This is a genomic window from Paraburkholderia kururiensis JCM 10599 = LMG 19447 (assembly GCF_003986935.1).
GTDB lineage: Bacteria > Pseudomonadota > Gammaproteobacteria > Burkholderiales > Burkholderiaceae > Paraburkholderia > Paraburkholderia kururiensis.
Map to the genome: position 1 here is coordinate 110488 of NZ_RJZE01000018.1, position 23867 is coordinate 134354.

General features: G+C 64.6%; 27 protein-coding genes and 1 pseudogene. 19 read left to right on the forward strand and 9 right to left on the reverse strand.

Going from position 1 to position 23867, the window contains the following annotated elements; translation table 11 throughout:
- Window positions 1-64 precede the first annotated feature (64 nt).
- The 3 genes from PKKP23_RS21720 (at window position 65) to PKKP23_RS21730 (ending at window position 2691) form a co-directional block, all read left to right on the forward strand.
- Window positions 65-544 carry a GlcG/HbpS family heme-binding protein gene (locus PKKP23_RS21720; protein WP_026121757.1) on the forward strand — a complete coding sequence of 160 codons (480 nt, stop codon included), beginning with the start codon at window positions 65-67 and terminating at the stop codon, window positions 542-544.
- Window positions 545-597: 53 nt separating this feature from the next.
- Complete coding sequence (locus PKKP23_RS21725; RefSeq protein WP_126878379.1) at window positions 598-1623, forward strand: 2Fe-2S iron-sulfur cluster-binding protein; 1026 nt, start codon at window positions 598-600, stop codon at window positions 1621-1623.
- 117 nt (window positions 1624-1740) lie between these two features.
- Window positions 1741-2691 carry an ornithine cyclodeaminase family protein gene (locus PKKP23_RS21730; protein WP_126878432.1) on the forward strand — a complete coding sequence of 317 codons (951 nt, stop codon included), beginning with the start codon at window positions 1741-1743 and terminating at the stop codon, window positions 2689-2691.
- Here the strand turns inward: PKKP23_RS21730 and PKKP23_RS21735 are convergent.
- Window positions 2655-2811: pseudogene (locus tag PKKP23_RS21735) on the reverse strand (MerR family DNA-binding transcriptional regulator); the annotation flags it as partial. The gene PKKP23_RS21730 and the pseudogene PKKP23_RS21735 sit on opposite strands and share 37 nt — an antisense overlap.
- 60 nt (window positions 2812-2871) lie before the next feature.
- Here PKKP23_RS21735 and PKKP23_RS21740 point away from each other — a divergent pair.
- Window positions 2872-5031, forward strand: a complete 2160-nt coding sequence (locus PKKP23_RS21740; RefSeq protein ID WP_168724587.1) for a heavy metal translocating P-type ATPase — start codon at window positions 2872-2874, stop codon at window positions 5029-5031.
- Window positions 5032-5176: 145 nt separating this feature from the next.
- Here the strand turns inward: PKKP23_RS21740 and PKKP23_RS21745 are convergent, their stop codons facing one another.
- Window positions 5177-6067: a LysR substrate-binding domain-containing protein gene (locus PKKP23_RS21745; RefSeq protein ID WP_126878434.1), complete on the reverse strand. Its 891-nt coding sequence runs from the start codon at window positions 6065-6067 to the stop codon at window positions 5177-5179.
- Between the two features lie 101 nt (window positions 6068-6168).
- Here PKKP23_RS21745 and PKKP23_RS21750 point away from each other — a divergent pair, with 101 nt between their 5' ends.
- Window positions 6169-6759, forward strand: a complete 591-nt coding sequence (locus PKKP23_RS21750) for a LysE family translocator (RefSeq protein WP_126878380.1) — start codon at window positions 6169-6171, stop codon at window positions 6757-6759.
- Window positions 6760-6761: 2 nt separating this feature from the next.
- Window positions 6762-7145, forward strand: coding sequence for a cupin domain-containing protein (locus PKKP23_RS21755; protein ID WP_420873243.1), 384 nt, complete (start codon window positions 6762-6764; stop codon window positions 7143-7145).
- Between the two features lie 244 nt (window positions 7146-7389).
- On the opposite strand, the gene PKKP23_RS21760 is transcribed toward PKKP23_RS21755, so the two are convergent.
- The 4 genes from PKKP23_RS21760 to PKKP23_RS21775 form a co-directional block, all read right to left on the reverse strand.
- Window positions 7390-8106, reverse strand: a complete 717-nt coding sequence (locus PKKP23_RS21760) for an O-methyltransferase (RefSeq protein WP_126878381.1) — start codon at window positions 8104-8106, stop codon at window positions 7390-7392.
- A 132-nt stretch (window positions 8107-8238) separates the two neighbouring features.
- Window positions 8239-8535 carry a 4Fe-4S dicluster domain-containing protein gene (locus PKKP23_RS21765; protein WP_126878382.1) on the reverse strand — a complete coding sequence of 99 codons (297 nt, stop codon included), beginning with the start codon at window positions 8533-8535 and terminating at the stop codon, window positions 8239-8241.
- A gap of 1 nt (window position 8536) precedes the next feature.
- Window positions 8537-8845 (reverse strand): hypothetical protein, encoded by a 309-nt coding sequence (locus PKKP23_RS21770; RefSeq protein WP_026121760.1) that lies wholly within the window; start codon window positions 8843-8845, stop codon window positions 8537-8539.
- A 12-nt stretch (window positions 8846-8857) separates the two neighbouring features.
- Window positions 8858-9442, reverse strand: coding sequence for an RNA polymerase sigma factor (locus PKKP23_RS21775; RefSeq protein ID WP_176049051.1), 585 nt, complete (start codon window positions 9440-9442; stop codon window positions 8858-8860).
- Here PKKP23_RS21775 and PKKP23_RS33795 point away from each other — a divergent pair.
- On the forward strand, window positions 9441-9593 hold the full coding sequence (locus tag PKKP23_RS33795; protein WP_161978130.1) for a hypothetical protein: 153 nt from the start codon (window positions 9441-9443) through the stop codon (window positions 9591-9593). The two genes, PKKP23_RS21775 and PKKP23_RS33795, sit on opposite strands and share 2 nt — an antisense overlap.
- Window positions 9594-9683: 90 nt before the next feature.
- Entirely contained in the window at window positions 9684-10157 is a 474-nt protein-coding gene (locus tag PKKP23_RS21780) for a DUF2501 domain-containing protein (protein ID WP_126878384.1), read from the forward strand.
- Between the two features lie 202 nt (window positions 10158-10359).
- Here PKKP23_RS21780 and PKKP23_RS21785 read toward each other — a convergent pair whose 3' ends face one another.
- Complete coding sequence (locus PKKP23_RS21785; RefSeq protein WP_017776317.1) at window positions 10360-11154, reverse strand: DNA-binding transcriptional regulator; 795 nt, start codon at window positions 11152-11154, stop codon at window positions 10360-10362.
- Window positions 11155-11306: 152 nt separating this feature from the next.
- On the opposite strand from PKKP23_RS21785, the gene mhpA reads away from it, so the two are divergent.
- The 6 genes from mhpA (at window position 11307) to PKKP23_RS21815 (ending at window position 17892) form a co-directional block, all read left to right on the forward strand.
- Window positions 11307-13115, forward strand: a complete 1809-nt coding sequence (gene mhpA, locus PKKP23_RS21790; protein ID WP_126878385.1) for a bifunctional 3-(3-hydroxy-phenyl)propionate/3-hydroxycinnamic acid hydroxylase MhpA — start codon at window positions 11307-11309, stop codon at window positions 13113-13115.
- Window positions 13115-14056, forward strand: a complete 942-nt coding sequence (locus PKKP23_RS21795; protein ID WP_126878386.1) for a 3-carboxyethylcatechol 2,3-dioxygenase — start codon at window positions 13115-13117, stop codon at window positions 14054-14056. Before mhpA ends, PKKP23_RS21795 begins: the two co-directional genes overlap by 1 nt.
- Window positions 14057-14080: 24 nt before the next feature.
- On the forward strand, window positions 14081-14866 hold the full coding sequence (mhpD, locus tag PKKP23_RS21800; protein WP_126878387.1) for a 2-keto-4-pentenoate hydratase: 786 nt from the start codon (window positions 14081-14083) through the stop codon (window positions 14864-14866).
- Window positions 14867-14905: 39 nt separating this feature from the next.
- Window positions 14906-15871, forward strand: coding sequence for an acetaldehyde dehydrogenase (acetylating) (locus PKKP23_RS21805; RefSeq protein WP_126878388.1), 966 nt, complete (start codon window positions 14906-14908; stop codon window positions 15869-15871).
- A gap of 15 nt (window positions 15872-15886) precedes the next feature.
- The gene (dmpG, locus tag PKKP23_RS21810) at window positions 15887-16918 is read left to right on the forward strand and encodes a 4-hydroxy-2-oxovalerate aldolase (protein ID WP_126878389.1); all 1032 of its coding nucleotides are present in this window, start codon (window positions 15887-15889) and stop codon (window positions 16916-16918) included.
- A 98-nt stretch (window positions 16919-17016) separates the two neighbouring features.
- Window positions 17017-17892: an alpha/beta fold hydrolase gene (locus PKKP23_RS21815; RefSeq protein WP_126878390.1), complete on the forward strand. Its 876-nt coding sequence runs from the start codon at window positions 17017-17019 to the stop codon at window positions 17890-17892.
- An 18-nt stretch (window positions 17893-17910) separates the two neighbouring features.
- Here PKKP23_RS21815 and hcaR read toward each other — a convergent pair whose 3' ends face one another.
- On the reverse strand, window positions 17911-18804 hold the full coding sequence (gene hcaR / locus PKKP23_RS21820; RefSeq protein WP_126878391.1) for a DNA-binding transcriptional regulator HcaR: 894 nt from the start codon (window positions 18802-18804) through the stop codon (window positions 17911-17913).
- Window positions 18805-18930: 126 nt separating this feature from the next.
- Here hcaR and hcaE point away from each other — a divergent pair, with 126 nt between their 5' ends.
- Genes hcaE through hcaD form a run of 5 tightly spaced genes read left to right on the forward strand, consistent with a single transcriptional unit; the run spans window position 18931 to window position 23216 of the window.
- Complete coding sequence (hcaE, locus tag PKKP23_RS21825) at window positions 18931-20289, forward strand: 3-phenylpropionate/cinnamic acid dioxygenase subunit alpha (RefSeq protein WP_017776325.1); 1359 nt, start codon at window positions 18931-18933, stop codon at window positions 20287-20289.
- Entirely contained in the window at window positions 20286-20828 is a 543-nt protein-coding gene (hcaF, locus tag PKKP23_RS21830) for a 3-phenylpropionate/cinnamic acid dioxygenase subunit beta (RefSeq protein WP_126878392.1), read from the forward strand. The genes hcaE and hcaF overlap by 4 nt, the downstream gene beginning before the upstream one ends.
- 2 nt (window positions 20829-20830) lie before the next feature.
- Window positions 20831-21154: a 3-phenylpropionate/cinnamic acid dioxygenase ferredoxin subunit gene (hcaC, locus tag PKKP23_RS21835; RefSeq protein WP_126878393.1), complete on the forward strand. Its 324-nt coding sequence runs from the start codon at window positions 20831-20833 to the stop codon at window positions 21152-21154.
- Window positions 21151-21963, forward strand: coding sequence for a 3-phenylpropionate-dihydrodiol/cinnamic acid-dihydrodiol dehydrogenase (gene hcaB, locus PKKP23_RS21840; RefSeq protein WP_017776328.1), 813 nt, complete (start codon window positions 21151-21153; stop codon window positions 21961-21963). Before hcaC ends, hcaB begins: the two co-directional genes overlap by 4 nt.
- Window positions 21964-21983: 20 nt before the next feature.
- Window positions 21984-23216, forward strand: coding sequence for a 3-phenylpropionate/cinnamic acid dioxygenase ferredoxin--NAD(+) reductase subunit (gene hcaD / locus PKKP23_RS21845; protein ID WP_126878394.1), 1233 nt, complete (start codon window positions 21984-21986; stop codon window positions 23214-23216).
- A gap of 25 nt (window positions 23217-23241) precedes the next feature.
- Here hcaD and PKKP23_RS34850 read toward each other — a convergent pair whose 3' ends face one another.
- Window positions 23242-23865, reverse strand: coding sequence for a YadA C-terminal domain-containing protein (locus tag PKKP23_RS34850; protein ID WP_126878395.1), 624 nt, complete (start codon window positions 23863-23865; stop codon window positions 23242-23244).
- Between the last annotated feature and the right edge of the window lie 2 nt (window positions 23866-23867).

The window sequence follows — 23867 nt, forward strand, 5'->3', positions numbered from 1 at the left end:
GAACATGTGCCAACCGTTGCGCGCGGTTCGCGACAACGACATCCCATTCAATCGGAAACGCATCATGAAGAGTTCTCTCAAACTTGAACTGGCCGAGGCGCGTGTGATGGCCTGGGCCGCGCTGGAGCGAGCGCAGGCCATCAACGTACCGGAGTCGGTCTGCATCGTCGACGACGGCGGCTATCCGCTCGTGCTGGAACGGATGGACGACGCACGCATCACCGGGCCACAGATCGCATGGAACAAGGCGTTCACCGCGGCGGGCCACAAGCGCTCCACGCATCTGTTCACGAAGGCACCCAATGGTCCCGCGTTGCCGGGCAACGAAGCGTTCGGCATTCAACTGAGCTTCGAGGGGCGCTTTGCCGCCTTCGTCGGCGGCTTTCCGATCGTCGTCGACGATCAGGTGATTGGCGGCGTCGGACTTAGCGGCGGAAACGGTGAGCAAGACACGCAGTGCGCCGTGGCGGCGCTGCAGGCGCTGCACGACCTGCTTGGCGCGAGCGGTCATCGCGTCGTCGTGGAAGCCGACATCAAGAAGTGACGCTGCCTGCCGCCTGGTAGCAGGCCGGTCCATTGTTTCGTTAGAGATGCGATATGGTCTATCAGATAGAAATGGCGGGAACCGGCGAGCGATTTGAGGCCCGCGCCGACGAGTCGCTGCTCAAGGCCGCGACCACGGCGGGAGTCGCGATTCCCCACGATTGCCAGTTGGGCGGATGCGGGACGTGCCGTGTGAAGGTGGTGAGTGGCGCGCACGAGTACGACGAATTTCCGTTCGGCCTCTCGCAGGAGGAGGCGGATGCGGGTTTCGTGCTCGCCTGCCAGGCACGTGCGCGCAGCAACATGGTGATCGCTGCTGCACAGGCGGGTGCAGACGTGTCGGCGCCGATGCGGATCGAGTCCCGCGTCGTCGACATTAGCCCGCTCGGGCCGGATGTCCGGCGCCTCGCAATTGCGCTGCCGGAGCAGGTGGACCTGAAATTCAATCCCGGACAGTACATGAACGTGCTGCTGGGCGATGGCGAACGTCGGAGTTTTTCGATGGCCTCGTTCGCCGGTTTGCCTGTACTGGATTTCCATATCAAGCGGGTGCCGGGCGGGCGGTTCACCGATGATGGGCTGTCGTCGCTGAAGCCGGGGGACCGCCTCGCTGTCGAACTGCCGCTGGGCAGTTTCCGTTTCCACGCGGAGGACTATCGTCCGCTGCTGATGGTCGTGACCGGGACCGGGCTGGCGCCGGTCAAGGCCATTCTCGAATCGCTCATGGACGATCCCGACTGCCCGCCGGTATGGCTCTACTGGGGGGCGCGCAGCGAAGCGGATCTGTATCTGCACGACGAGATCCAGCAATGGGGCGCGCGTCTCTACGAGTTCGCGTATGTGCCGGTGCTTTCGCGCCCGGGCGCGGGATGGACCCGAAGACGGGGTTACGTGCAGCACGCGGTGTGCGAAGACTTCGCGGACCTCTCCGAATACTCGATCTATCTGTGCGGGTCCCCCGCCATGATCGACGACGCGCGGCGGCATTTCCTGGAGAAAGGCGCGAGCATCGATCACCTCTACGCAGACAGCTTCACTTTTCAGCACGACGCAAAAGCGCTGGCAAACAGCAGCCTGTGAGCGTTGCTTATGGCCCGGCAGGGCGCGTGTTCGTCGTGCCGGGCCCAATCCACCATGCAGTGGTGGGTGGACTGCATTTTTCCGGCACTCCTATTCTGGTTGAGAAAGGGCGATTCCATGATTCATTTTACGGATGCGCAGATCGACGAACTGATCGATATCGACGACGCCATCCCGGCGCTCGAACGGGGATTCCGCGATCTGGCGAACGGCCGCGCGGCCGTCCAGCCGCGCATACGTACGGAGGCGGGCGGCGTGAAGCTCTCGACGTTGGGGGCCGTGCTGCCTGAGCAGGGTGTTGCCGGCGCGAAGGTCTATTCGACCATTGGCGGGCGCTTCAATTTTTCGATCGTGCTGTTTTCCACCGTCGACGGCCGCCTTCTCGCCACGCTGGACGCCAACACGATCACGCGTATCCGTACGGCTGCAACGACGGTTTTGGCGGTACGCGCGCTGGCGGCAAAGCACGCAAAGACGGCGGCCATTTTCGGCACCGGCGTGCAGGGCAGGGCGCATGCGCTGGCGCTGGCCGGGCATACGGGGCTCCGATCATTTCGCATTGTTGGTCTGGAGGCGATGCACGAACTGGCTGCTGAGGTCGAAGCCGCGGGCGCGTCGCGAGGCGTGGAGGCCGTGGTGTGCGCCGCTGCGGACGCGGTTCGTGGTGCAGACGTTATCGTGACGGCGACCCGCGCCACGGGCGCGCTGTTCGACGGCACGACCGTGGCGCCGGGCACGGTCGTGGCGGCCATCGGTTCCAGCCTGCCCACGACGCGTGAACTCGACGACGCGCTGATCGCGCGCGCGTCACGGATCGTGGTCGAGTTGCGGCAGCAGGCGCGTGAGGAGGCGGGCGATCTTCTGCTCGCGCAGCCCGGAACGTTCCGATGGGCGGACACCGTCGAGCTTGGTGACGTCCTGGTGGGAAACGCGAAGGGCCGCGTACAGGACGACGACGTGATCGTTTACAAGGCGGTGGGCATCGGGTTGCAGGACATCGTTCTCGCCGGCATTGCGTGGGAGAAGCATCTCAGACGGCCGGGGTGCTCGCTCGTATACGCGCGGTAATTCGCTTCGGTTCGGGCGGGCGCCGGCAGCAGCCCTGTCTTTTCGTAGAAGCGGATAGTTTCGACCCTTCGTGTCCGTCGCACGCGCGAGTTGTCCGATCGCCAGCGGCTCGTGTGGCATGCCCTTGACCCTGGAGTGACGACAGGGTCTATCGTAGTGACCGTGATGAAAACTGCCGTGATGAAAACTGTCGAGGTCGAAACGGTGAACGCTCCTCTTGCGCTGAAACTGCGGATTGAAGGCATGGACTGCGCGTCGTGCGCGCTGAAGATCGAGAACGCGATGAAACGGCTGCCCGGCGTGTCTGACATCAGTGTCAGCTTCGGTCAGGAAAGCCTGAGCCTGAAGTTCGAAGAGGGCCGTACGTCAATTGCCGCGATCGAGAACGTGGTTCGCACACTCGGCTTTACGCCAGTCGGCGGTCGCGGAGGCGAGCCGGCTGGCGCCGGGCGCTCCAGTGGATCCGGCCGTTCGCCCTGGTGGCGCACGCGCAAGGCCAGGCTTGTTGCCGCTATCGGCGTACTGTTCATTGCCGCGGCATGGACGGCGCACCTCACGCCGACCGTCGCGCGGTGGGCATGGACGGTCGCGGCTGTCGTCGCGATGGCGCCGTTCGTGCGGCGCGCGTATGCCGGCATGGTGTCCGGTACGCCGTTCAGCATAGAGACGCTGATGTCGGTCGCCGCGCTGGGCGCGCTGTCGATCGGTGCGGCACAGGAAGCCGCGGCCGTGATTTTCCTGTTCGCGGTGGGCGAAATGCTCGAAGGCGTGGCGGCCAGCAAGGCGCGCGCCGGCATCGAGGCACTCGTGGCCCTCGTGCCTCGCGATGCGCTGCGCGAGCGCGCCGGCACCCTGGAACGAGTGCCGGTCGGTCTGCTCGTGATTGGCGACGTCGTCGTCGTACGTCCTGGCGATCGCATCCCGGCCGACGGCAACGTGGTCGACGGTGCGGCGGACGTCGACCAATCGCCGGTCACCGGCGAGTCTGTGCCGGTCGCGAAGGCCGCGGGCGCTGCCGTGTATGCGGGCAGCGTGAGCATCAACGGCGAGTTGCGCATCGACGTGCAACGCGCGGCCGCCGATAACACCATCGCGCGGATCGTGCATAGCGTGGAGGTCGCGCAGGAATCGAAGGCGCCCACCGCCCGGCTGATCGACCGCTTCAGCCGACGATATACGCCGGCGGCGATGGCGATCGCGCTGCTGGTCGCCATCGTGCCGCCGCTCGCGCTCGACGGGGCATGGCAAACGTGGATCTACCGCGGCCTCGCGACGCTGCTGATCGCGTGTCCGTGCGCGCTGGTCATCTCGACGCCGGCGGCGATCGCTTCGGGCCTCGCCGCGCTCGCGCGGCGCGGCATCCTCGTGAAGGGCGGCGCGGCGCTCGAAACGCTCGGGCGCATCCGGACGGTCGCTTTCGACAAGACCGGTACGCTGACGGCAGGCCGCCCGGAGGTGACCGACGTCGTCGCGCTGGCGGCCACGCCGGACGAACTGCTCGCGAAGGCAGCCGCCGTCGAGCGCAAGGCGAGCCATCCGCTGGGCGCGGCCATCGTCGCGGCCGCGTGCGAACGCAGGCTCGAACTGCCGGCGAGTTTTGGCGCTGCGCTGACCGTGCCGGGCAAGTCGATTACGGCGCGTCTGAAGACCGGCTTCGTGTCCGTCGGCTCACCGCGTTACGCCGCCGAACAGGCCGCCCTCGACGATGCTGTCGCCGCACAAATGCAGGCGCTCGAACAGCACGGCAAGACGGTCGTCGTCGTACTGGAGGGCAAACGCGTGCTGGGGCTGATCGCGCTGCGCGACGAACCGCGCAGCGATGCGAAGCGCGCAGTCGAGACATTGCACCGGATGGGCGTGGACACCGTGATGCTGACGGGCGACAACCGCCGCACGGCGGACGCGATCTCTGGTGTGCTCGGCGTGCGGTCGGTGGCGGAATTGCTTCCCGACGCGAAACTCGCGGAGATCGCGTTGCTGCGCGAGCGTGGCGCGGTCGCGATGGTCGGCGACGGCATCAACGACGCGCCTGCGCTCGCTGCGGCGTCGGTCGGCATCGCGATGGGTGGCGGCACCGAGATCGCGCTCGAAACGGCGGAAGCTGCGTTGCTGCGCGACGAGATGATGGGGGTAGTCGAGCTGCTCGCCGGGGCCAAAGCGACGCTGGCCAACATCTGGCAGAACGTCGGGCTCGCGCTGGGAATGAAGGCCGTGTTCCTCTGCACGACGCTGCTTGGCGTGACGTCACTGTGGATGGCCATTCTCGCCGACACCGGCGCGACGGTGCTCGTGACCGCGAATGCCTTGCGGCTGCTCCGCCGGAGCGCGGTTGCGGCGTGACGATGGCGATCTCCGGCTCGCCGCGCTGCGCACCCTCGAGTTCGAGGCCGCTATCTGCCTCGTCGCGGCGCACGACGAAAGCGACGCCTTCAACGACAGGGTGAGCCGGCTATTCGCCATCCAGGCGCGCCCATCGCCTCCTGCATCACGCGATTTTCTCGAGCCGCGAGTGTGGGACGCCTGCATTGTTCGACATCGATTCGCGTACGTAGCGCGCGAACGCCAGCGCCGACGGCTGCGCCGTCGAGGGCAACCGCAGACAGATCGCGAACGCCGGAAGTGCAGGCAAGCCGGCTGCGTGTGGCTGGATCGTTTCCAGGTCGGGCGGGACCGTCGAGGCGAGCCACGCCGTGATCGCGAGGCCGGCACGCACCGTTGCAGCGGTCGCCTCGATATTCCCGCTCTCGAACACCGTGCGCCAGGCAATGTCCTCGCTCGCAAGCGCGCCGAGTACCACCGGACGAAACGCGCAGCGCTCGTCCACCATCGAAAGCGGCAACGGCCGCTTTTGCCAGGCCGCACTGCCGCGACAGCTCACCCACACCAGCGGTTCGATGCGGATCACTTCTCCCCTGGCTTCACTCGCGACACATTCGACCAGTGACAGGTCGAGGCGTCCGCTGGTTACGGCGTCGCCGAGTTCCGGCGACGCGGCGCACACGAGCGAAAGCTCCACGCGCGGATGCGCTTCGGCGAATGCTTTCATTGCGGGTGCAAGCGGTGTTACGAGGTCGTAGGGCACACCGATGCGCAGGACGCCCTGCAGCGACTGCGCGTTCATGTCGGCCCAGATGTCGTCGTTGAGCTGCAGCATCTGCCGCGCCTTCGCAAGAAGTTGTTCGCCCTCGCGCGACAGTTCCAGCTTGCGTGCTTTGCGGATGAACAGCTGGCACGCGAGCCCGTCTTCCAGTCGTTTGATCTGCTGGCTGACGGCGCCCTGCGTCCGGTGCAGCCGATTTGCGGCCACCGTCATGCTGCCGCTGTCGGCAACGCTGACGAAGGTTCGGATCAGATCGAGGTCAAGATTTCGGGTCATCGACGCATTATGCGGCTTAATGGATGGCATCAATATTATTGCCTGTTCTGATGCGTGGGCAATCCGTACAGTACGAGCCACGACTACCCGCACGTGCACCCATGAGCTCGATCCTGCCGCTTCTCCTGTTCGTCACCGTCGCGACTTTCACGCCGGGCGGCGCCACCATGCTGGCTACCGCATCGGGCGGCCGCTTCGGCTTTGCGCGTTCGATTCCGCTGATGCTCGGCATCGCGATCGCACTGGCCTCGCTTGCCGCGGTCGCGGCGCTCGGCCTCGGCAAGCTGCTGCTTGCGATACCTGCGCTGCAGACGACCGTGAAAGCCATCGGCTCCGCCTATCTGCTGTGGCTCGCGTGGCGCATCGCGCGAAGCGGTTCGCCCAACGCCGGCGCCGGCCCCGCGCAGCCGGTCACGCTCATGAGCGGCATCTTGCTGCTATGGCTCAATCCGAAGAGTTGGGCCATGACGGTGGGCGCCGCAGCGTCTTTTGCTCTGCTCGCAAGCAGTCCGAGCCGACTCGCGCTGTTGCTGGGCACCGCGTTTGGGGTTGCCGCATGCGTCTCGCTCGCCCTGTGGTGTGCGCTCGGCATGCTGCTGGCACGGCTTTTCCGCACGCCGCTTCATTGGCGCATTCTCAATCTTGTTATGGGCGTGCTGCTCGCTTCATCCATCATTCCGACCTGGAGGTGATCGTGTCAGTCCATCCATTTGCCGAGTCGTTCGCGCTGGAAGCCGCGTTCGGCGATGTGTCGGAATATTGGTCGCCGAAAGTCGTCGCACAGGTCAACGACCAATTCGTGAAAGTCGCGAAAGTACGCGGCCAGCTTGTGTGGCACGACCACGCGCACGAGGATGAACTTTTCTTCGTCGTGCGCGGGCATCTGAAGATCGAATACGAAGCAGGGCGCGTTGTCGATCTGCCCGCCGGTTCGATGCACGTGGTGCCACGCGGCACGCTGCACAACCCGGTTGCCGACGAGGAATGCTGGATCGTGCTGATCGAACCGATGCAGACGAAGCACACGGGCGAAGTGGCGTCGCCGTTGACGAAGACGATCGAGGAGCAGTTGCGCTGAGTACGTTCGGTTCGTCGCTACGCGATGTCAAAGTCCTGACCGCTATCGGACATTGCGTTATCGGACATTGATGGACGATGTCGAATCCAACCTCTTCGGGGCGCGTAGAGCCGACCATCTTCGCTGGCTCGATATGCAGTCGCCAGAGCCGCCAGAGCCGGCAGGCCGAGACTCGGGGTACGGCTTCGGTCACTGGCGTGCACGGTCAGCCTGGTCCGCAGTGTATTCCATCGACGACATCCGTTCAGGAAACGACGACGGTAAATTCGATGCCCGATTCGAAGTCCAGCGTCGTGGTCGAGAAACGCGGATCGTTGTCGAGGTAGTGCTTGTACGGTCGAACGGCGTCCTCGGCGGTGTACATGTTGTCGGCGAGTACGACCGACCCCGAGCGCAGCAGATGCTCGATCTGCCTGAAGAGCCTGAGATAGGTGTCGGCCCAGACGTCGATGAATACCATGTCGAACGCACCGTCCAGTCCTGCAACGGTCTCGAAGACGTCGCCTTCCCTCAGGTCGACATAAGCGTTCAGGGCCGCGGCTTCGACGTGGGTGCGCAGATGTGCGCACTTGAGCGCGTCACATTCGGTTGCTACGACCACGCCACGGCCCAAAGTGCGCAGGGCCTCGGCGAAATACAGCGTGGACACGCCGCAGGAGCTGCCGAGTTCGAGGATTCGGGCCGGCTGTCGCGAGAGCACCATGTTGCGCAGAAATCTTCCCGTCTCCGCCGACACGGCCAACAATAGAGAACTGCCTTGCGAGGATTCGAAGTCTTCGCTGGACAGCCCGAGCGTTTCGAGAAACCGTCCCCGCAACCGGGGCGCGAGCGCTTCGTATTCTTCAGCGAGCGTCAGAAATGCCTCGTTCGACCCCGGGTACTGCGCGCGTGCGCGCGCCATCATTTCGATCTGACTCTGTTCGTGAAGCCGTTGCAGAAGAAGGGCGGTGGATGAAACCATGTGCGTTCCTTGGCGAGATCGATAACGGCGCTGGCGGCGCTGATGTCGCTGATGTGGATTACGCAGTCGGCGACTATTCTTTCGTCGGGCGTCCTGCGCTGTCGTTCCGTCTGCGGCGAATACGGTGGGAGGCTATGCCCTTCGGACCAGCGTGATGGCGCGTTCAGGGCATGCCGTTACACAGAGTCCGCACGACTGGCAGGCGTGCGCATTCGGCGTGTAGGCGACTTTCATTCCGTGCACCCGCTGCTTGAGGCGATGCATCACATTGAGGCCGAGGTAATCGGCCTTATCGATGTGCCGGATCTCAGATACGTTCTCAGGGCAGACAGCGACGCAATCGCCCTTGCCTTCGCAACGTTTCAGGTCGACGACAGGCGCAATTACGCCCGGCTTCTGTTTGCAGCCGCTCGTTGATGTCTCGCGCACGTCACTCTCCTGTGCGCCGGGTGCGGCCCGAGCGCCATGCGGTGCGGAAAAGCTCGCGCTCTTCGGGCGTCATGGATTCCCATTTGCGCCAATGGCGTCGGCCGTGCCAGCCGCGGTGTCCGCGGAATCCGCCGAACAGAATGCGGCTCAACACCAGCAGGCCCAGCGCGTGGGCGAAGTCGATCGCGCGGGCGCCGACGAACAGCGCCGGAATCACCCAGTTCCACAGCGTCATGACAATCCATCCGAGCACGCCTATGGCGATCACCACGAACAGCGCTTTACCCATACATCTGATTCGAAAATTCATCCGCCGACTCCTCTAGAGATCCAGTTCGTCATAAATGGGCTGCAGTCGGGCCCGCAGATGCAAGACTGCGTATCGCTTGCGCCCGAGCAGGGTATTGAGCGTGACGCCGCTTTGCGCGGCCATGTCCTTGAAGGATCGGCCCTCCAGTTCGTGCGCGATAAACACCTCGCGTTGATTCGGCGGCAACTCGTCGAGCGCGTTCTGCAAGGCCTTGAGCAACAGCGCGCGTGCGTACAGCGCTTCAGGCCCGGCATCGTGCGCCGGTAGCGCGAGGTCGAGGCGATACTCGCCGCTGGCGTCGTCGTCTTCGGCTTCGAGCAGTTCGGTGAGCGGCTGCTCCTTCTTCTTGCGAAACCGATCGACGATGCGGTTGCGTGCGGTACGGAAAAGCCATGCACTCGCCTGTTCGATCGGCGCAGGAAGCCGGTAGGCCTGCACGAATTCGTGGAATACATCCTGCAGGATGTCCTCGGCGTCGTCCGGGTCGCGTATTCGGCGCCGGATGAAATTGACGAGCCTTGTTCGTTCACGCATCACGGTCGCGGTGATGTCGCGGTCTGGGTCGGTCATCGGGCGCGAAGTGGGTGGCGATTCCATGCGTCTGAAGACGTTTCAGGCGCGCGAATATTGTGGCGAGCGCGAAAAATCTGCTGCGCAACGCGTCGGGCTGGCGGTGATCCCATTTACTGAGACTGGGCGGGAGAACGCGATGAGCGGACGAAAACCCATGGAAGACGTCCTTCCCTGACCTTTCCAGCCGTAGTGCACGGATATAGTGACGCTGAGGCAACGTATCGTGCCGCGCCTGGCACGACGGCGGCCTGTCCGGAGAACTGCCATGAACACAAAGAAGCTCATTTGTCGATCCGCCCTGGTCGCCTCGCTCGCGGTGGCGTTGCCATGGTCAACTGCGCAGGCGCAGCTCGGAAATTTTCTCAATCAGGCGGGCGGTGCGGCCGCCAGCGGGTCCGGCGCGGGCTCGGGTTTATCGGGCCTCGGCTCACTTGCGGGTGGATTGACCGGCGGCGGTACGTCGCTTATGCCCGGCAGCCTCGGCAACGTCGCAGGGCTGCTGCAGTACTGCGTCCAGAACAACTACCTGAGTGCCAATGGCACGTCGTCGATACAGAACGCGCTCATGGGCAAGCTTGGCGGAAATCCCTCGTCCAGTCCCGGCTACACGAGCGGCACGAGCGGCCTGCTCGATGCAGGCAATGGCAAGACGCTCGACCTGAGCGGCGACGGGGTGAAACAGGCGCTCGCGAAGCAGGTGTGCGACCGGGTGCTGGCGCAGGCCAAGTCGATGTTTTGACCCGAAGCCCGGTGCGCTGCATTGCCGCGTGACGGCCGTCGACCGCGTCAACGTCGCGACGCTCGACGTCCCGGTGCTCGCCAGTATCTACGGTGGGCCGCTGCCCGTGCAGCCTCGGCCCGGCACACGGCCACTCGTGCCGCTCGCCGCCATTTCACCGTGGGCACCGTTCGCGCGGTGCGTTACGCCGGCGCGCTCGTCGCTACGCAATGGCAGGCCCCGCAAGCGCCTCCGCGATTTCTCCGGCCGCCTCTTTCAGCGCGGGAAGAAAGCGCTTCACGGCCTCTTTCGCCGCGATGGCCTTCGACAGGTAGATCACATTGAGGCTGGCCAGCACGCGTTCATTCGACCCCACGGCGACCGCCAGCGCGCCGATCTTCCTTTGTTCGGACCAGTCGCCATGATTGGAGCCGAAGCCGTCTTCCCGCGTTTGACGCACGAGGTTGCGAATGTACGCGTCGTCGCATGCGAGGCTGCGCTGGGCGTCGCCGCCCGCGCCTGAGCGCAGCAGGTCGAGCATGTCTTCGCGTTCGGCGTCGGGGCACGTCGAAAAGTACACGCGGCCTGCGGCCGTCAGCAGAATCGGCAGACGCCGTCCCACCATGGAACGGTGAAACGAGAGCGGGCTGAAGCGGTGCGTCGTCTCGCGGATCAGCATGGCGTCGCCGTCCGGCGTCGTGAGATCGGACGGCCAGACCACGCGCTGCAGCAGCCGCCCCATGATGGGCGGCGCGACCATTGCGATGCGTTCGTCGTCGGTGAATCCTTCGCTTAACGAACGAACGCCGAGCGCAAGCCGGAAACTGTCGTCGGACGTGCTGCGGCGCACGCAGCCTTCGTCTACGAGCGTTTCGAGAAGCCGGCGCACCGTCGTGCGGTGCAGCCCCGTCGCTTCGCTGATCTGTTGGCTCGTGGCCCGCCCGCCCTCCATCGCGTTGAGCGCCCGAAGCACCTGTAAGCCCCGCGCGAGGCCGCGCACGTTGGCGTATTTCGTCACGAAAAATCCTTTAAAAACAGTAATGTGCATTCAGTGCACATTCTTGTCAATTGTTTGAGCACGACGGGGGCGCTCCTTAGACTTTCCTCAAAAGCGGCGTGGACGCATCGCCATATGCCAGTCCCCATGCCGCGTCGACATAGGAGAGAGACATGTCCCCAGTCAATGGAGCGCGCACGGGCGCGCTCTCGGCCGACGTCGCCATCATCGGCGCCGGGCCGGTCGGACTCACGATCGCCAACCTTCTCGGACAGCAAGGTGTCAGCGTGATCGTGATCGAGAAGCTCGATCAGATCATCGACTATCCGCGCGCAATCGGTCTGGATGACGAAGCATTGCGCGTGTTCCAGTCCATCGGCCTCGCCTCGACGCTGCTGCCGCACATCACGCCCGATCACTGGATGCGCTTTACCACCGGCGACGGCCAGTGCTTCGCCTCCATCGAACCGCGCACCGACGAGTTCGGCTGGTCGCGCCGTAACGCTTTCCTGCAGCCGCTCGCCGATCGCGTGCTGTACGACGGCCTGAAGCGCTTCCCGCACGTCGACGTGCTGTTCGGGCACGGCGTCGTGTCGTTCATCCAGAACGACCAGGGCGTGACGATCGAAGCAGAAGATTCGAACGGCGCGCGGCGCACGATTCGCGCGGCCTACATGGTGGGCTGCGACGGCGGCGGCAGCAGCGTGCGCCGCGGTCTCGATCTGCCATTCGAGGGGCGCACCAAGCCGAACCAGTGGATCGTGGTGGACGTGCGCAACGACCCGGTCGGCACGCCGCACGTCTATCTCGTGTGCGACAACGAGCGGCCGTACGTGTCCGCGGCGCTGCCGCACGGCATCCGCCGCTTCGAGTTCATGGTGATGCCCGACGAGACCGAAGAGGAACTCTCGAAGCCGGAGAACCTCGCCAAGCTGATGCGCAAGCTTGTCGCGGAGCCGGACAAGGTCGACTACATCCGCAAGCGCGTGTACACGCACAACGCGCGCCTCGCGAGCACGTTTCGCGTGGGGCGCATCCTGCTGGCCGGCGACGCTGCGCACATCATGCCGGTCTGGCAGGGGCAGGGCTACAACAGCGGCATGCGCGATGCGAGCAACCTCGGCTGGAAGCTCGCCATGGTGGTGAAGGGCACGGCGGGACCGGGCCTGCTCGACAGCTACACCGCCGAGCGCCGCGCGCATGCGCGCTCCATGATTCACCTCTCCGAAGTGGCCGGCGACATCGTTGCGCCCTTGTCGACGCTCGGCAAGGCGATGCGGGCCGTGCTGATCAGAAGTGCATCGATTTTCCCGTCCGTGAAGCGCTATTTCGTGGAGATGCGCTTCAAGCCGATGCCACGCTACGAGCGCGGCGTGGTGCTGCTGCCCGAGCCGAAGCAGACGGGCGGCTGGCTTGCGCGCCGTCTCGAACGGGCGGGCGACGGCCCGCTCGGGCGCTTGCTCAACCTGATGTCGCAGAACCGCGCGTCGCTGATCGGCCGCCTCGCCTATGGCCGCGATCCGCTCGAGAAGTCGCCGGTTGGCCGCATGTTCATCCAGCCGTACGTGCGCACGCCGGCCAATGAGGTCGTGCGTCTGGACGACGCCATCGGCAACGGCTTCACGGTGCTGGCCTGGGGCGCGGACCCCACCTTCGGATTGACCGACGAAGCGCGCGGCATCTGGGAGCGCCTGGGCGGCCGCTTCGTGTTCGCGAAACCCGATGTTCAGATGACCTATACCAACGACGTGCCGCCCGGCGTGACGGCGCTCGGCGATGTTCAGGGGCGCCTCAAGGACTGGTTCGGCGCCCAGCCGGCATCCGTTGTGCTGCTGCGCCCGGACCGCTTCGTCGCCGGCCTGTGCGCACCGCACGAAGTGTCGCGCGCCATTGTCGAACTGGCCGGCAAGCTCGACTTGCGCGCCGCGCCCTCTGTACCGAAGCAACACACTGCCGTCCGCGAGACCGTTGGAGCCCTGTAATGCCGATTCACCTCGAATGTTTGTCCCACACACCGCTGCACGGCTACTACGATCCGGCGCCTGAAGTCGTGGCCGAAGTCGAGCGCGCGGGCGCGGCTGCGCGGGAGCGCGTGCGCCGGTTCGATCCCGAACTCGTGATCGTGTTCGCGCCGGACCACTACAACGGCTTCTTCTACGACCTGATGCCGCCGTTCTGTATCGGCGCGGCAGCGACCGCGGTGGGCGATTTCAAGAGCCTTGCCGGCGCGCTCGACGTGCCGTCCGACATCGCGCGGCAGATGGCCGAAAGCGTTCTCGCCGACGATGTCGACGTGGCCCTCTCGTACCGCATGCAGGTGGATCACGGCTGCGCGCAGGCGCTCGAAGTGCTGACGGGTGGCCTCGACCGCTATCCCTCGATTCCGGTGTTCATCAACTCGGTTGCGCCGCCCATGGCCACGCTGCGCCGCTCGCGCCTGTTGGGCCAGGCAGTGGGCCGCTTTGCGGCGCGCACCGGCAAACGCGTGTTGCTGGTCGGCTCGGGCGGCATTTCGCATGAACCGCCGGTGCCCGAACTTGCCGGCGCGAACGACGAAGTGGCGCAACGCCTGATTTCAGGCCGCAACCCGACGCCCGAGGCGCGGGCGCAGCGCCAGCAACGGACGGTGGCCGCAGCCCGGGCGTTCTCCGCCGGCGACGCGCCGAATATGCGTGCACTCAATCCCGAGTGGGATCAGGCCTTCCTCGCACATCTCAAGGACGACTTGCTGGCTGTGGACGGCATGACCAACAGCGCGATCACGCGCGAGGGGGGCCGGTCGGCGCACGAGATCCGCACGTGGGTGGCCGCGTTCGGCGCGCTGGCGGCCTGCGGTCCTTATGAAGCACACGTCGATTTCTACCGCGCGATTCCGGAGTGGATCGCCGGCTTTGCCGTGATGCACGCGCAGCCCGCAAATTGAACGGTCAGGAAAGGAGAATCAGGAATGCTGAATCAGGACGCCATAACAGCGCTGGCCGTTCGCCTGCGTGAAGCAGGGCGTACGCGTGAAGTCGTGGAACCCGTGCGCGGCGAGATCGCGCTCGACGACATTGCGAGCGCCTACGCTGTGCAGCAAGCCAATGTCGACGCACGCGTGGCGGCGGGCGAGCGCATTGTTGGCCGCAAGATCGGGCTCACTTCGCTCGCAGTGCAAAAGCAGCTTGGCGTGGATCAGCCGGATTTCGGCACGCTGTTCGCGAGCATGGCTTACGGCGACAACCAGCCGATGCCGCTTGCGAGCCTGATCCAGCCCAAGGTGGAAGCCGAGATCGCTCTCGTGCTGAAACGCGATCTCACCGCCGGCAAGCATACGTTCGCCGACCTCATCGACGCGACCGCCTACGCGCTTGCCGCCATCGAAGTGGTGGACAGCCGCATTCGCAATTGGGACATCCGGTTTGTGGACACGGTGGCCGACAACGCATCGAGCGCGCTCTTCGTGCTGGGCAGCCGTCCGGTGGCGCTGGCCGACCTCGATCTGGTGGCAGCCGGCATGACGCTCGAGCGCGACGGCGAAGTGCTGTCGCGCGGCAACGGGGGCGCCTGCCTCGGCAATCCGCTCAATGCGGCCGTCTGGCTCGCAGACCGCATGGCGCAACTGGGCACACCGCTCTGCGCAGGCGACGTGCTGCTCACCGGCGCGCTGGGGCCGATGGTGGCCGTGACCCAGCCGGGTACCTACACCGCGCACATCGAAGGGCTCGGCAGCGTGCGTGCGAGCTTCGCATAACTCCCCGCGAGACACATTCATTTCGTCAAGGAATTCGACATGGCTTCCGCCAAACTCAAAGCGGCGATCATCGGCTCGGGCAACATCGGCACCGATCTCATGATCAAGATCATGCGCCACGGCAAGCACCTGGAGATGGGCGCAATGGTCGGCATCGACCCGAACTCGGACGGCCTTGCACGTGCCGCGCGTCTTGGCGTTGCGACCACACACGAAGGCGTGCAGGGTCTCGTCAATCTGCCCGTGTTCAACGACATCGACTTCGTGTTCGACGCAACCTCCGCCGGCGCGCACGTGAAGAACGACGCGTTTCTGCGCCAGCACAAGCCCGATATTCGCGTAATCGACCTCACGCCTGCTGCGATCGGTCCGTACTGCGTGCCCGTGGTCAACCTCGACGCGCATCTCGACGCAAAGAACGTGAACATGGTCACCTGCGGCGGGCAGGCCACCATTCCCATGGTCGCGGCCGTATCGCGCGTGGCGCACGTGCATTACGCGGAGATCGTCGCGTCGATCAGCAGCCGCTCGGCGGGGCCCGGCACGCGTGCCAACATTGACGAGTTCACCGAAACAACCTCGATGGCGATCGAAGTGGTAGGGCGCGCTGCGCGGGGCAAGGCGATTATCGTGCTGAACCCGGCCGAGCCGCCCGTGATGATGCGCGACACCGTCTACGTGCTTTCGGAAGCGGCGGACCCGGCGCGCATCGAAGCCTCGGTTGAAGAAATGGCGAAGGCCGTGAACGCCTACGTGCCGGGCTACCGCCTCAAGCAGAAGGTGCAGTTCGACGTGATTCCCGAGAGCGCGCCGCTCAACATTCCGGGCCATGGCACGTTCAGCGGCCTGAAGACCTCGATCTTCATCGAAGTGGAAGGCGCGGCGCACTACCTGCCCTCGTATGCGGGCAACCTGGACATCATGACCTCCGCCGCGCTCGCCACTGCGGAGCGCATGGCGCACGCTGCCGTGGCCGCCGCCCTGGCCGCTGACGTGGCTGAATAAGAGAGCGAGGAACGCATGAACACGAGCAAGAAACTCTATATCTCCGACGTGACGCTGCGCGACGGCAGCCACGCAATCCGCCATCAATACTCGATCCAGAACGTGCAAGACATTGCGCGCGCGCTGGACAAGGCGAAGGTGGATTCCATCGAGGTGGCGCACGGCGATGGCCTGCAAGGGTCGAGCTTCAACTACGGCTTTGGCGCGCACAGCGATCTCGAATGGATCGAGGCGGTGGCCGACGTAGTCACGCATTCGAAGATCGCCACGCTGCTGCTGCCGGGCATCGGCACGCTGCACGACCTCAAGGCCGCGTACGAAGCGGGCGCGCGCGTGGTGCGCGTGGCCACGCATTGCACCGAAGCGGACATCTCGAAGCAGCACATCGAATACGCTCGCGAACTCGGCATGGACACGGTCGGCTTCCTGATGATGAGCCACATGACCTCGCCCGAAAATCTCGCGCAGGAAGCGAAGAAGATGGAGCGCTACGGTGCGACGTGCATCTACGTGGTGGACTCGGGCGGCGCGCTGAGCATGAGCGATGTGCGCGACCGCTTCCGTGCAGTCAAAGCCGTGCTCAAGCCGGAAACCGAAACCGGTATCCACGCGCATCACAATCTGAGCCTCGGTGTGGCGAACTCGATCGTCGCTGTGGAGGAGGGCTGCGACCGCATCGATGCATCGCTTGCCGGCATGGGCGCGGGCGCCGGCAACGCTCCGCTCGAAGTGTTCATCGCCGCGGCGCAGCGCATGGGCTGGAACCACGGCACCGATCTCTACACGCTGATGGATGCGGCCGACGACATCGTGCGCCCGCTGCAGGACCGCCCGGTGCGTGTGGACCGCGAGACGCTCGCGCTCGGTTACGCCGGTGTGTATTCGAGCTTCCTGCGTCACTCGGAGGTGGCGGCGAACAAGTACGGCCTCAAGACGGTGGACATCCTGGTCGAACTCGGCAAGCGGCGCATGGTGGGCGGCCAGGAGGACATGATCGTCGACGTTGCGCTCGACTTGCTGAAGAAGCAGGAAGCCGCACAGGCATAACAACGGACATGAACACGAGCGGCGCGCGGATTTCCGCTGCGCCGCTTAGGGTCGTTTTATCGCTGCACGAGCAGCATATTCAAATGAAGGATTCGCACATGAGTGCCAACGCATCTGCCTCTACCGAAGCCTCTTCCAGCCGGTTCGTGAAGGTTCGCGACGGCGAGGCCGAGTTCAACGTCCACTACAACGACGTCGGCCCCGCCTCGGGCCAGACCGTCGTGATGCTGCACGGCTCCGGGCCGGGCGCGACCGGGTGGGCGAACTTCCACCGCAATATCGATGCGTTCGCCGCCGGGGGCTACCGCGTGTTGCTGATCGACATGCCGGGCTGGGGAAAAAGCGACGCATTCCTCAATACCGGCGGCTCGCGCTCGGACTTCAACGGCCGCATCGTCAAGCTCGTGCTGGACCATCTCGGTATCGAACGCGCACACGTGGTGGGCAATTCGATGGGCGGCCACAGCGCCACGGCTTTCGCGCTCGCGAACCCCGAACGTATCGGTAAGCTCGTACTGATGGGCGGAGGCACAGGCGGCCCGAGCCAGTTCGTGCCGATGCCAACCGAAGGCATCAAGCTGCTGAATCACGTCTACCGCGAGCCGACGCTCGAAAACGTGAAGCGCATGATGAATGTGTTCGTCTACGACGCCAGCGCGCTCACTGACGAGTTGCTGCAACTGCGCGTGGAAAACATGCTGGCGCGGCGCGACCATCTGGAAAACTGGGTCAAGAGTCTCGCGGCACAGCCGAAGCAATTCAGCGACTACGGTCCGCGCCTTGCGGAAATCAAGGCTCACGCGTTGATCATCTGGGGACGCGACGATCGCTTCGTGCCGTTCGATATCGGCCTGCGTTTGCTGTGGGGCATGCCGAACGCGGAGATGCACATCTTCAACCGCTGCGGTCACTGGGCCCAGTGGGAACATGCGAACAAGTTCAACCGCATGGTGCTGGAGTTTTTGCAGGGTTAATGCACGTCATAGCGCGCTTCAGGCGCCCGGACGAAAGGACGCTCGCCGCATCAGCTCGATGAGGGCTTCGATCTGCGGCGAGTGCGGCCCCGGGCGCGAAACCATCAACAGATCGATGGAGGGCGCGGGCTGTGCGAGCGGGCGGCAGCACAGCGATTCTCCCGTGAGTGCCGTGACGTACTCGGGCAACAGCGCAACGCCGAGCCCCATGCCCACGAGGTTCAGGTTGAGCAGGATGTTCGTTGCGACCTGTACGACCTCGGGGCGTATGCCGTGCGTCTCGAAGTAGCGTTGCACGATGTCGTAGAGCTGGCCGGCATAGGCGGGGTCGGTGCGAATGAACGGCAGGCCGTCGAGCATTGCCGGCGTGATGCATTCGTGTGCCGCGAGCGGATGGTTTGCCGGCATCAATACGATGAGCGGCTCCGTCAGCACGGTCTCCGTCTGTAGCGCCGCCGTGCGCACCGGTCGACGCATGAACGCGATATCGATGTCGCCGCGCAGCAGCGCGTCTTCCTGCTCCATCGTTGGAAGGCTGCGCAACTCCACGTTCAGTTCCGGAAACTGAAGCCGCAATTTCGGCAACACGGTCGGAAAGATCCGTATCTCGGCAGCGGGCACGAAACCGATCGTCACTGTGAGCGCGCGTTGCTCGCCCACCTGCCGCGCACGCGCAATAGCGTGCTCTACCTGCGCGAGCGCAAGCCGCGCCTCTTCCAGAAACGCCTTGCCGGCCTCCGTCAGTTCGACCTTGCGCTTCGAGCGCACGAATAGCGGCGTGCCCACTTCCTCTTCGAGATCGCGAATCTGCTGGCTGAGCGAAGGCTGTGCCGTGTTCAGACGAAGCGCTGCGCGCGTGAAATTGAGTTCGTCCGCGACGGCAACGAAGTAACGCAGGTGTCGGAGTTCCATTGGATGAATGATCGCCGAAAAGTCTCAGAACCTACAAACAAAGTATTTCACAGCGCAGGCGCGAACAAGGATCATGCACCGCGTGCTTACCGATATGGAATGGGTAATGCCACGGAGGAGACACGGATGACCACCACCAAACTCAACGTCGACGCGCTCGTGGATGCCGGCAACGGACGCGTGACATCGGCAATCTACACCGACCCCGCAATCTACGAACTCGAAATGGAGCGCATTTTCGGGCGCTGCTGGCTGTTTCTCGCGCACGAAAGCCAGATTCCGAAGGCGGGCGATTTCTTCAACACCTACATGGGCGAAGACCCGATCGTCGTCGTACGCCAGAAGGACGGCTCGATCAAGGCATTCCTCAACCAATGCCGCCATCGCTCGATGCGCGTGAGCCATGCCGACAGCGGCAACACGCGCGCCTTCACGTGTCCGTACCACGGCTGGTCGTACGGCGTGGACGGCGCGCTGATCGAAGTGCCGCTCGAACCGCGCGCCTACCCGCAGGGACTGTGCAAGGAGAAGTGGGGCCTGCTCGAAGTGACGCGCGTGGAGACCTACAAGGGCCTCGTGTTCGGCAACTGGGACGCCACGGCACCTGACCTGCGCACCTACATGGGCGATATAGCGTGGTATCTCGACGGCGTGCTCGATCGCCGCGAGGGCGGCACCGAGATCATCGGCGGTGTGCAGAAGTGGGTGATCGACTGCAACTGGAAATTTCCGGCCGAGCAGTTTGCGAGCGACCAGTATCACGCGCTCTTCTCACATGCATCGGCAGTCGAGGTGCTCGGCGCGAAGAGCGGCGATGCGAACAAGGCGCTCGGCTCGGGCCAGACCGCGCGCCCTGTCTGGGAGACCGCGAAGGACGCCGTGCAATACGGCGAAGACGGTCACGGCAGCGGCTTCTTCTTTACCGAAAAACCCGACGCGAACGTGTGGGTGGACGGCGAGGTGTCGCAATACTTCCGCGACACGTATTCCGAGGCCGAGGCACGCCTTGGCAAAGTGCGCGCGCTGCGTCTTGCCGGTCACAACAACATGTTCCCCACGCTGTCGTGGCTCAACGGTACGGCGACGCTGCGCGTGTGGCATCCGCGCGGGCCGCACCAGGTGGAAGTCTGGGCATTCTGCATCGCCGACAAGAACGCACCCGACGATGTGAAAGCGGCGTTCGAGCGCAGCGCCACGCGTGCGTTCGGTCCCGCGGGCTTTCTCGAGCAGGACGACTCGGAGAACTGGGCCGAGGTACAGAAGGTACTGCGCGGCCATCGCGCGAAAAAGACGCGGCTCTGCCTCGAGATGGGGCTGCACGGCGAGCGCGTTCGCGAAGACGGCGTGCCTGGCATAACGAACTACATTTTTTCCGAGACGGCCGCTCGCGGCATGTACCGGCGCTGGGCCGACCTGCTGATGTCGGAAAGCTGGGAAGAGGTCAACGAACGTACGAGCGCGTACAAGCAGGAGGTGCTGAAATGAATGTGCTCGAAGCACCGCAATCCGCCGCTGTCTCTCTGGAACTGCATCACGAGATCTCGCAGTTTCTGTATCGCGAGGCCGCTTTGCTCGACGACTGGAAATTTCGCGACTGGCTGGACCTGCTTGCCGAAGACATCGGCTACGTGATGCGTACGGTGGTGAACGCGCAGACACGCGATCGGCGCAAAGGCGTGCAGCCGCCCACCACGTGGATTTTCAACGACACGAAGTTCCAGCTGGAGCGGCGCGTAGCACGTCTTGAAACCGGCATGGCATGGGCGGAAGAACCGCCGTCGCGCACGCGGCATCTGGTCTCGAACGTCCAGATCGAAGCCACCGATGCGCCCGGCGAATTCGACGTGCGCGTGAACTATCTGCTGTACCGCTCGCAAAAAGAGCGCGACGAAGCGTTTTACGTCGGCATGCGCCGCGATCGCGTGCGTCGCGCGGACACCGCACACGGCTGGCTGCTCTGCCGCCGCGAGATCGTGCTCGACCAGGTAGTGTTGACGTCCCATAACCTCAGTGTGATTTTCTGATCATGAGCCGTATTACCGTTTGCCCGGTCGGCACGCTTGCCGAAGGCGAAGCCGTGAAGATTGAAGGGCCGTCCGAGGCGATCGCCGTCTTCAACGTGCAGGGCGTGTTCTATGCGACGACCGACCGCTGTAGCCACGGCAATGCTTCGATGTCCGAGGGATATGTCGAGGACGACGGCACCGTGGAGTGCCCACTGCATGCCGCACGCTTCTGTCTGAAGACCGGCACGGCGCTCTGCCAGCCTGCAACGGAGCCGCTCGCCACTTATCCGGTAACGGTGGAAGACGGCACGATCTACGTCGAAGTGGCGGAGGCCGAAGCATGAGCTGGCTGAAGGAAGAGGTGGCGCTCATCACGGGCGGTGGCTCCGGCCTCGGGCTTGCGCTCGTGGAGCGCTTTCTCGACGAGGGCGCGCACGTCGGCGTGCTGGAGCGCTCGGCCGAAAAGGTTGCGGCGCTGCAGGCACGCTTCGGCGAAAAAATTGTTGCCGTGCAGGGGGACGTGACGCGTTACGCCGACAACGAGCGCGCGGTGACGGCGGTGACGGCGCGCTTCGGCAAGCTCGACACGTTCGTTGGCAACGCCGCGATCTGGGACCATGCCGCATCGCTGATCAGCCTTTCTCCAGAGCGCCTTGCCGAGGGCTTCGACGAACTCTTCTCGATCAACGTCAAGGGATATCTGCTCGGAGCAAAGGCCGCCGCGGACGCGCTCATCGCATCGCGTGGCAGCATGATCTTCACGCTCTCGAATGCGTCGTTCTATCCGGGTGGTGGCGGGCCGCTCTATACCGCGAGCAAGCATGCGGCGGCCGGTTTGATCCGGCAGTTGGCCTACGAGCTGGCGCCCAAAGTGCGCGTCAACGGCGTCGCGCCGTGCGGGATGGCAAGCGATCTGCGCGGCCCTGCTTCGTTGGGGCAAGACGGCATACGCATCATGGATTCGCGCAGCCCCGAAGACATCGCGAGCATCCTGCCGTTGCAGTTCTTCCCGAATCCGGATGATTTCACCGGGCCGTTCGTGCTGCTCGCCTCGCGTGCGAACAACCGCACGTTGAGCGGCGTGATGATCAATGCGGACGCCGGGCTCGGCATTCGCGGCATCCGCCATGTTGCGGGCGGACTGGCGCTGTGAGACTCGCGCACGAAAACATCATGGATCAGCCCACATTCGTTATCGTCGGCGCGGGCCAGGCCGGCGCGAGAGCAGCGATGGAGTTGCGCCGGCAGCACTTCGAAGGTCGCATTGTGCTGATCGGCGACGAGCCGCATATGCCATATGAGCGGCCGCCGCTTTCGAAGCAAGTCTTGTGGAATCCTGATGAGTGTCAACCCGGTATTCTTCCTCGCGAATTCGAGCGTGAGACTGGCATCGTGCTGATGTCGGGCGTGGCGGTGCAAGTGCTCGATCTACGCGGACACGCGTTGACGCTGGCCGACGGCAACCAGCTTGTCTACGACAAGCTGCTGCTGGCCACGGGCGCAAGGGCGCGCCGCCTGCCGCTGCTCGACCGGCTAGGTGCCGGCGTGCACACGCTGCGCACGCTCGACGAGGCGCGTGCACTGGCGGCCTCGCTTCGCCGTGCGCGGCGCGTGGCGATTGTCGGCGGCGGGGTCATCGGGCTCGAAGTGGCGTCCAGCGCGGTCGAACTGGGTGTGGAGGCGACCGTGATCGAGCAGGCGGATGCCGTCATGGCGCGCAACGCGCCCGCTGTGCTGAGCCGTTACCTTGAAAGCGTGCATCGGCAACGTGGAGTGGCGTTGCTTACGGGGCGCCGCCTCGTGGACGCGCGCCGCGACGGCGATGCATTCGCTCTCATACTCGACGACGGCACGGAAGTCCGGGCGGAAACAGTGGTCTACGGAGTCGGCGCAGAGCCCAACGTGGAACTGGCGCGCGACGCGGGCCTGGCGGTCGGCAATGGCATCGTGGTCGACGCGAACTGCCGCACGTCGGACGCGGACGTGTTCGCTGCAGGGGATAACACGTGTCAATGGGACACGTGGACGGCACGGCACGTGCGCCGCGAAACGTGGGAAAACGCGAACAGGCAGGCCGAAACCGCGGTGAGTGCGATGCTGGGCCACACGCCGGCACTGGGTGGCGTACCCTGGTTCTGGACCGATCAATACGGCATGAACATCCAGTTTGCCGGCGACATGCAGGCGCCCACGTGGGTTGTGCGCGGCACGCTCGACGATCCCGCCTTCGTGCTGTGCGGCCTGCAGGGCGAAACGCTCACAGGCGCCGTCACGGTGAACCGCGGTCAGGACATGCGCAGTCTCAAGGATCTGATCGCGATGCGGGCGGCGGTAGGGGCCGAGGTGCTGACCGACAGTACGCAAAACTTGCGCGCGTTGGCAAAGCGTCTGCAAGAGACGGTTTGAGCGCGACGCGCGCTTCGTCTCTCCGTTACCACTGATAGCTCGCGCCGGCGCCGTAGGAATATCCTCCGGCGCCGCCGTTCACGCCTCCTTTGATCTTCAGATTGTTGGCGATCCGGGCACTGAAGCCGAGCGCAGCGGCGCTATAGCCCTGGTAACTCCCTGTGCCGATTCCGATGGCGAGCGTCTTGCCCCGATCGACCTCGGGGATCATCGTCAACGCCGTGGCCGCTGGAATGCCCGTGTAAGCCGCCCGGCCGTTCTGAGCGGCGGCGGCATGGCCAATGGCGATGGCGCCGTCCCAACTTGCGGTGGCGCCGTTACCGAGAGCAACTGCACTCGCACCCACCGCTACGGCATACGAGCCCGTTGCGCCCTTGTTGTCGTAGTTGCCCAATGTCGAGCCACCGTCGTTCACGCCGTAATAGTGCGGGGCTGACGCCGATACGACCGTCGAAAGAGAACTCACGCTCGCAAAGGTGGATGCCGACAACGTGGAGAGCAGCGAACTTGCGGTGGTCGATATCGAAGTCGAGAGGTTGGCTACTGTGCTGTCGGTTGTGCTCAGGCCGGTGGAAAGCGAACTCACGCCGGCCGGGAGTGAACTGCTCGTAGTCGAGGTCGAAGTCGAGGTCGAGAGGCTGGCTGTCACGG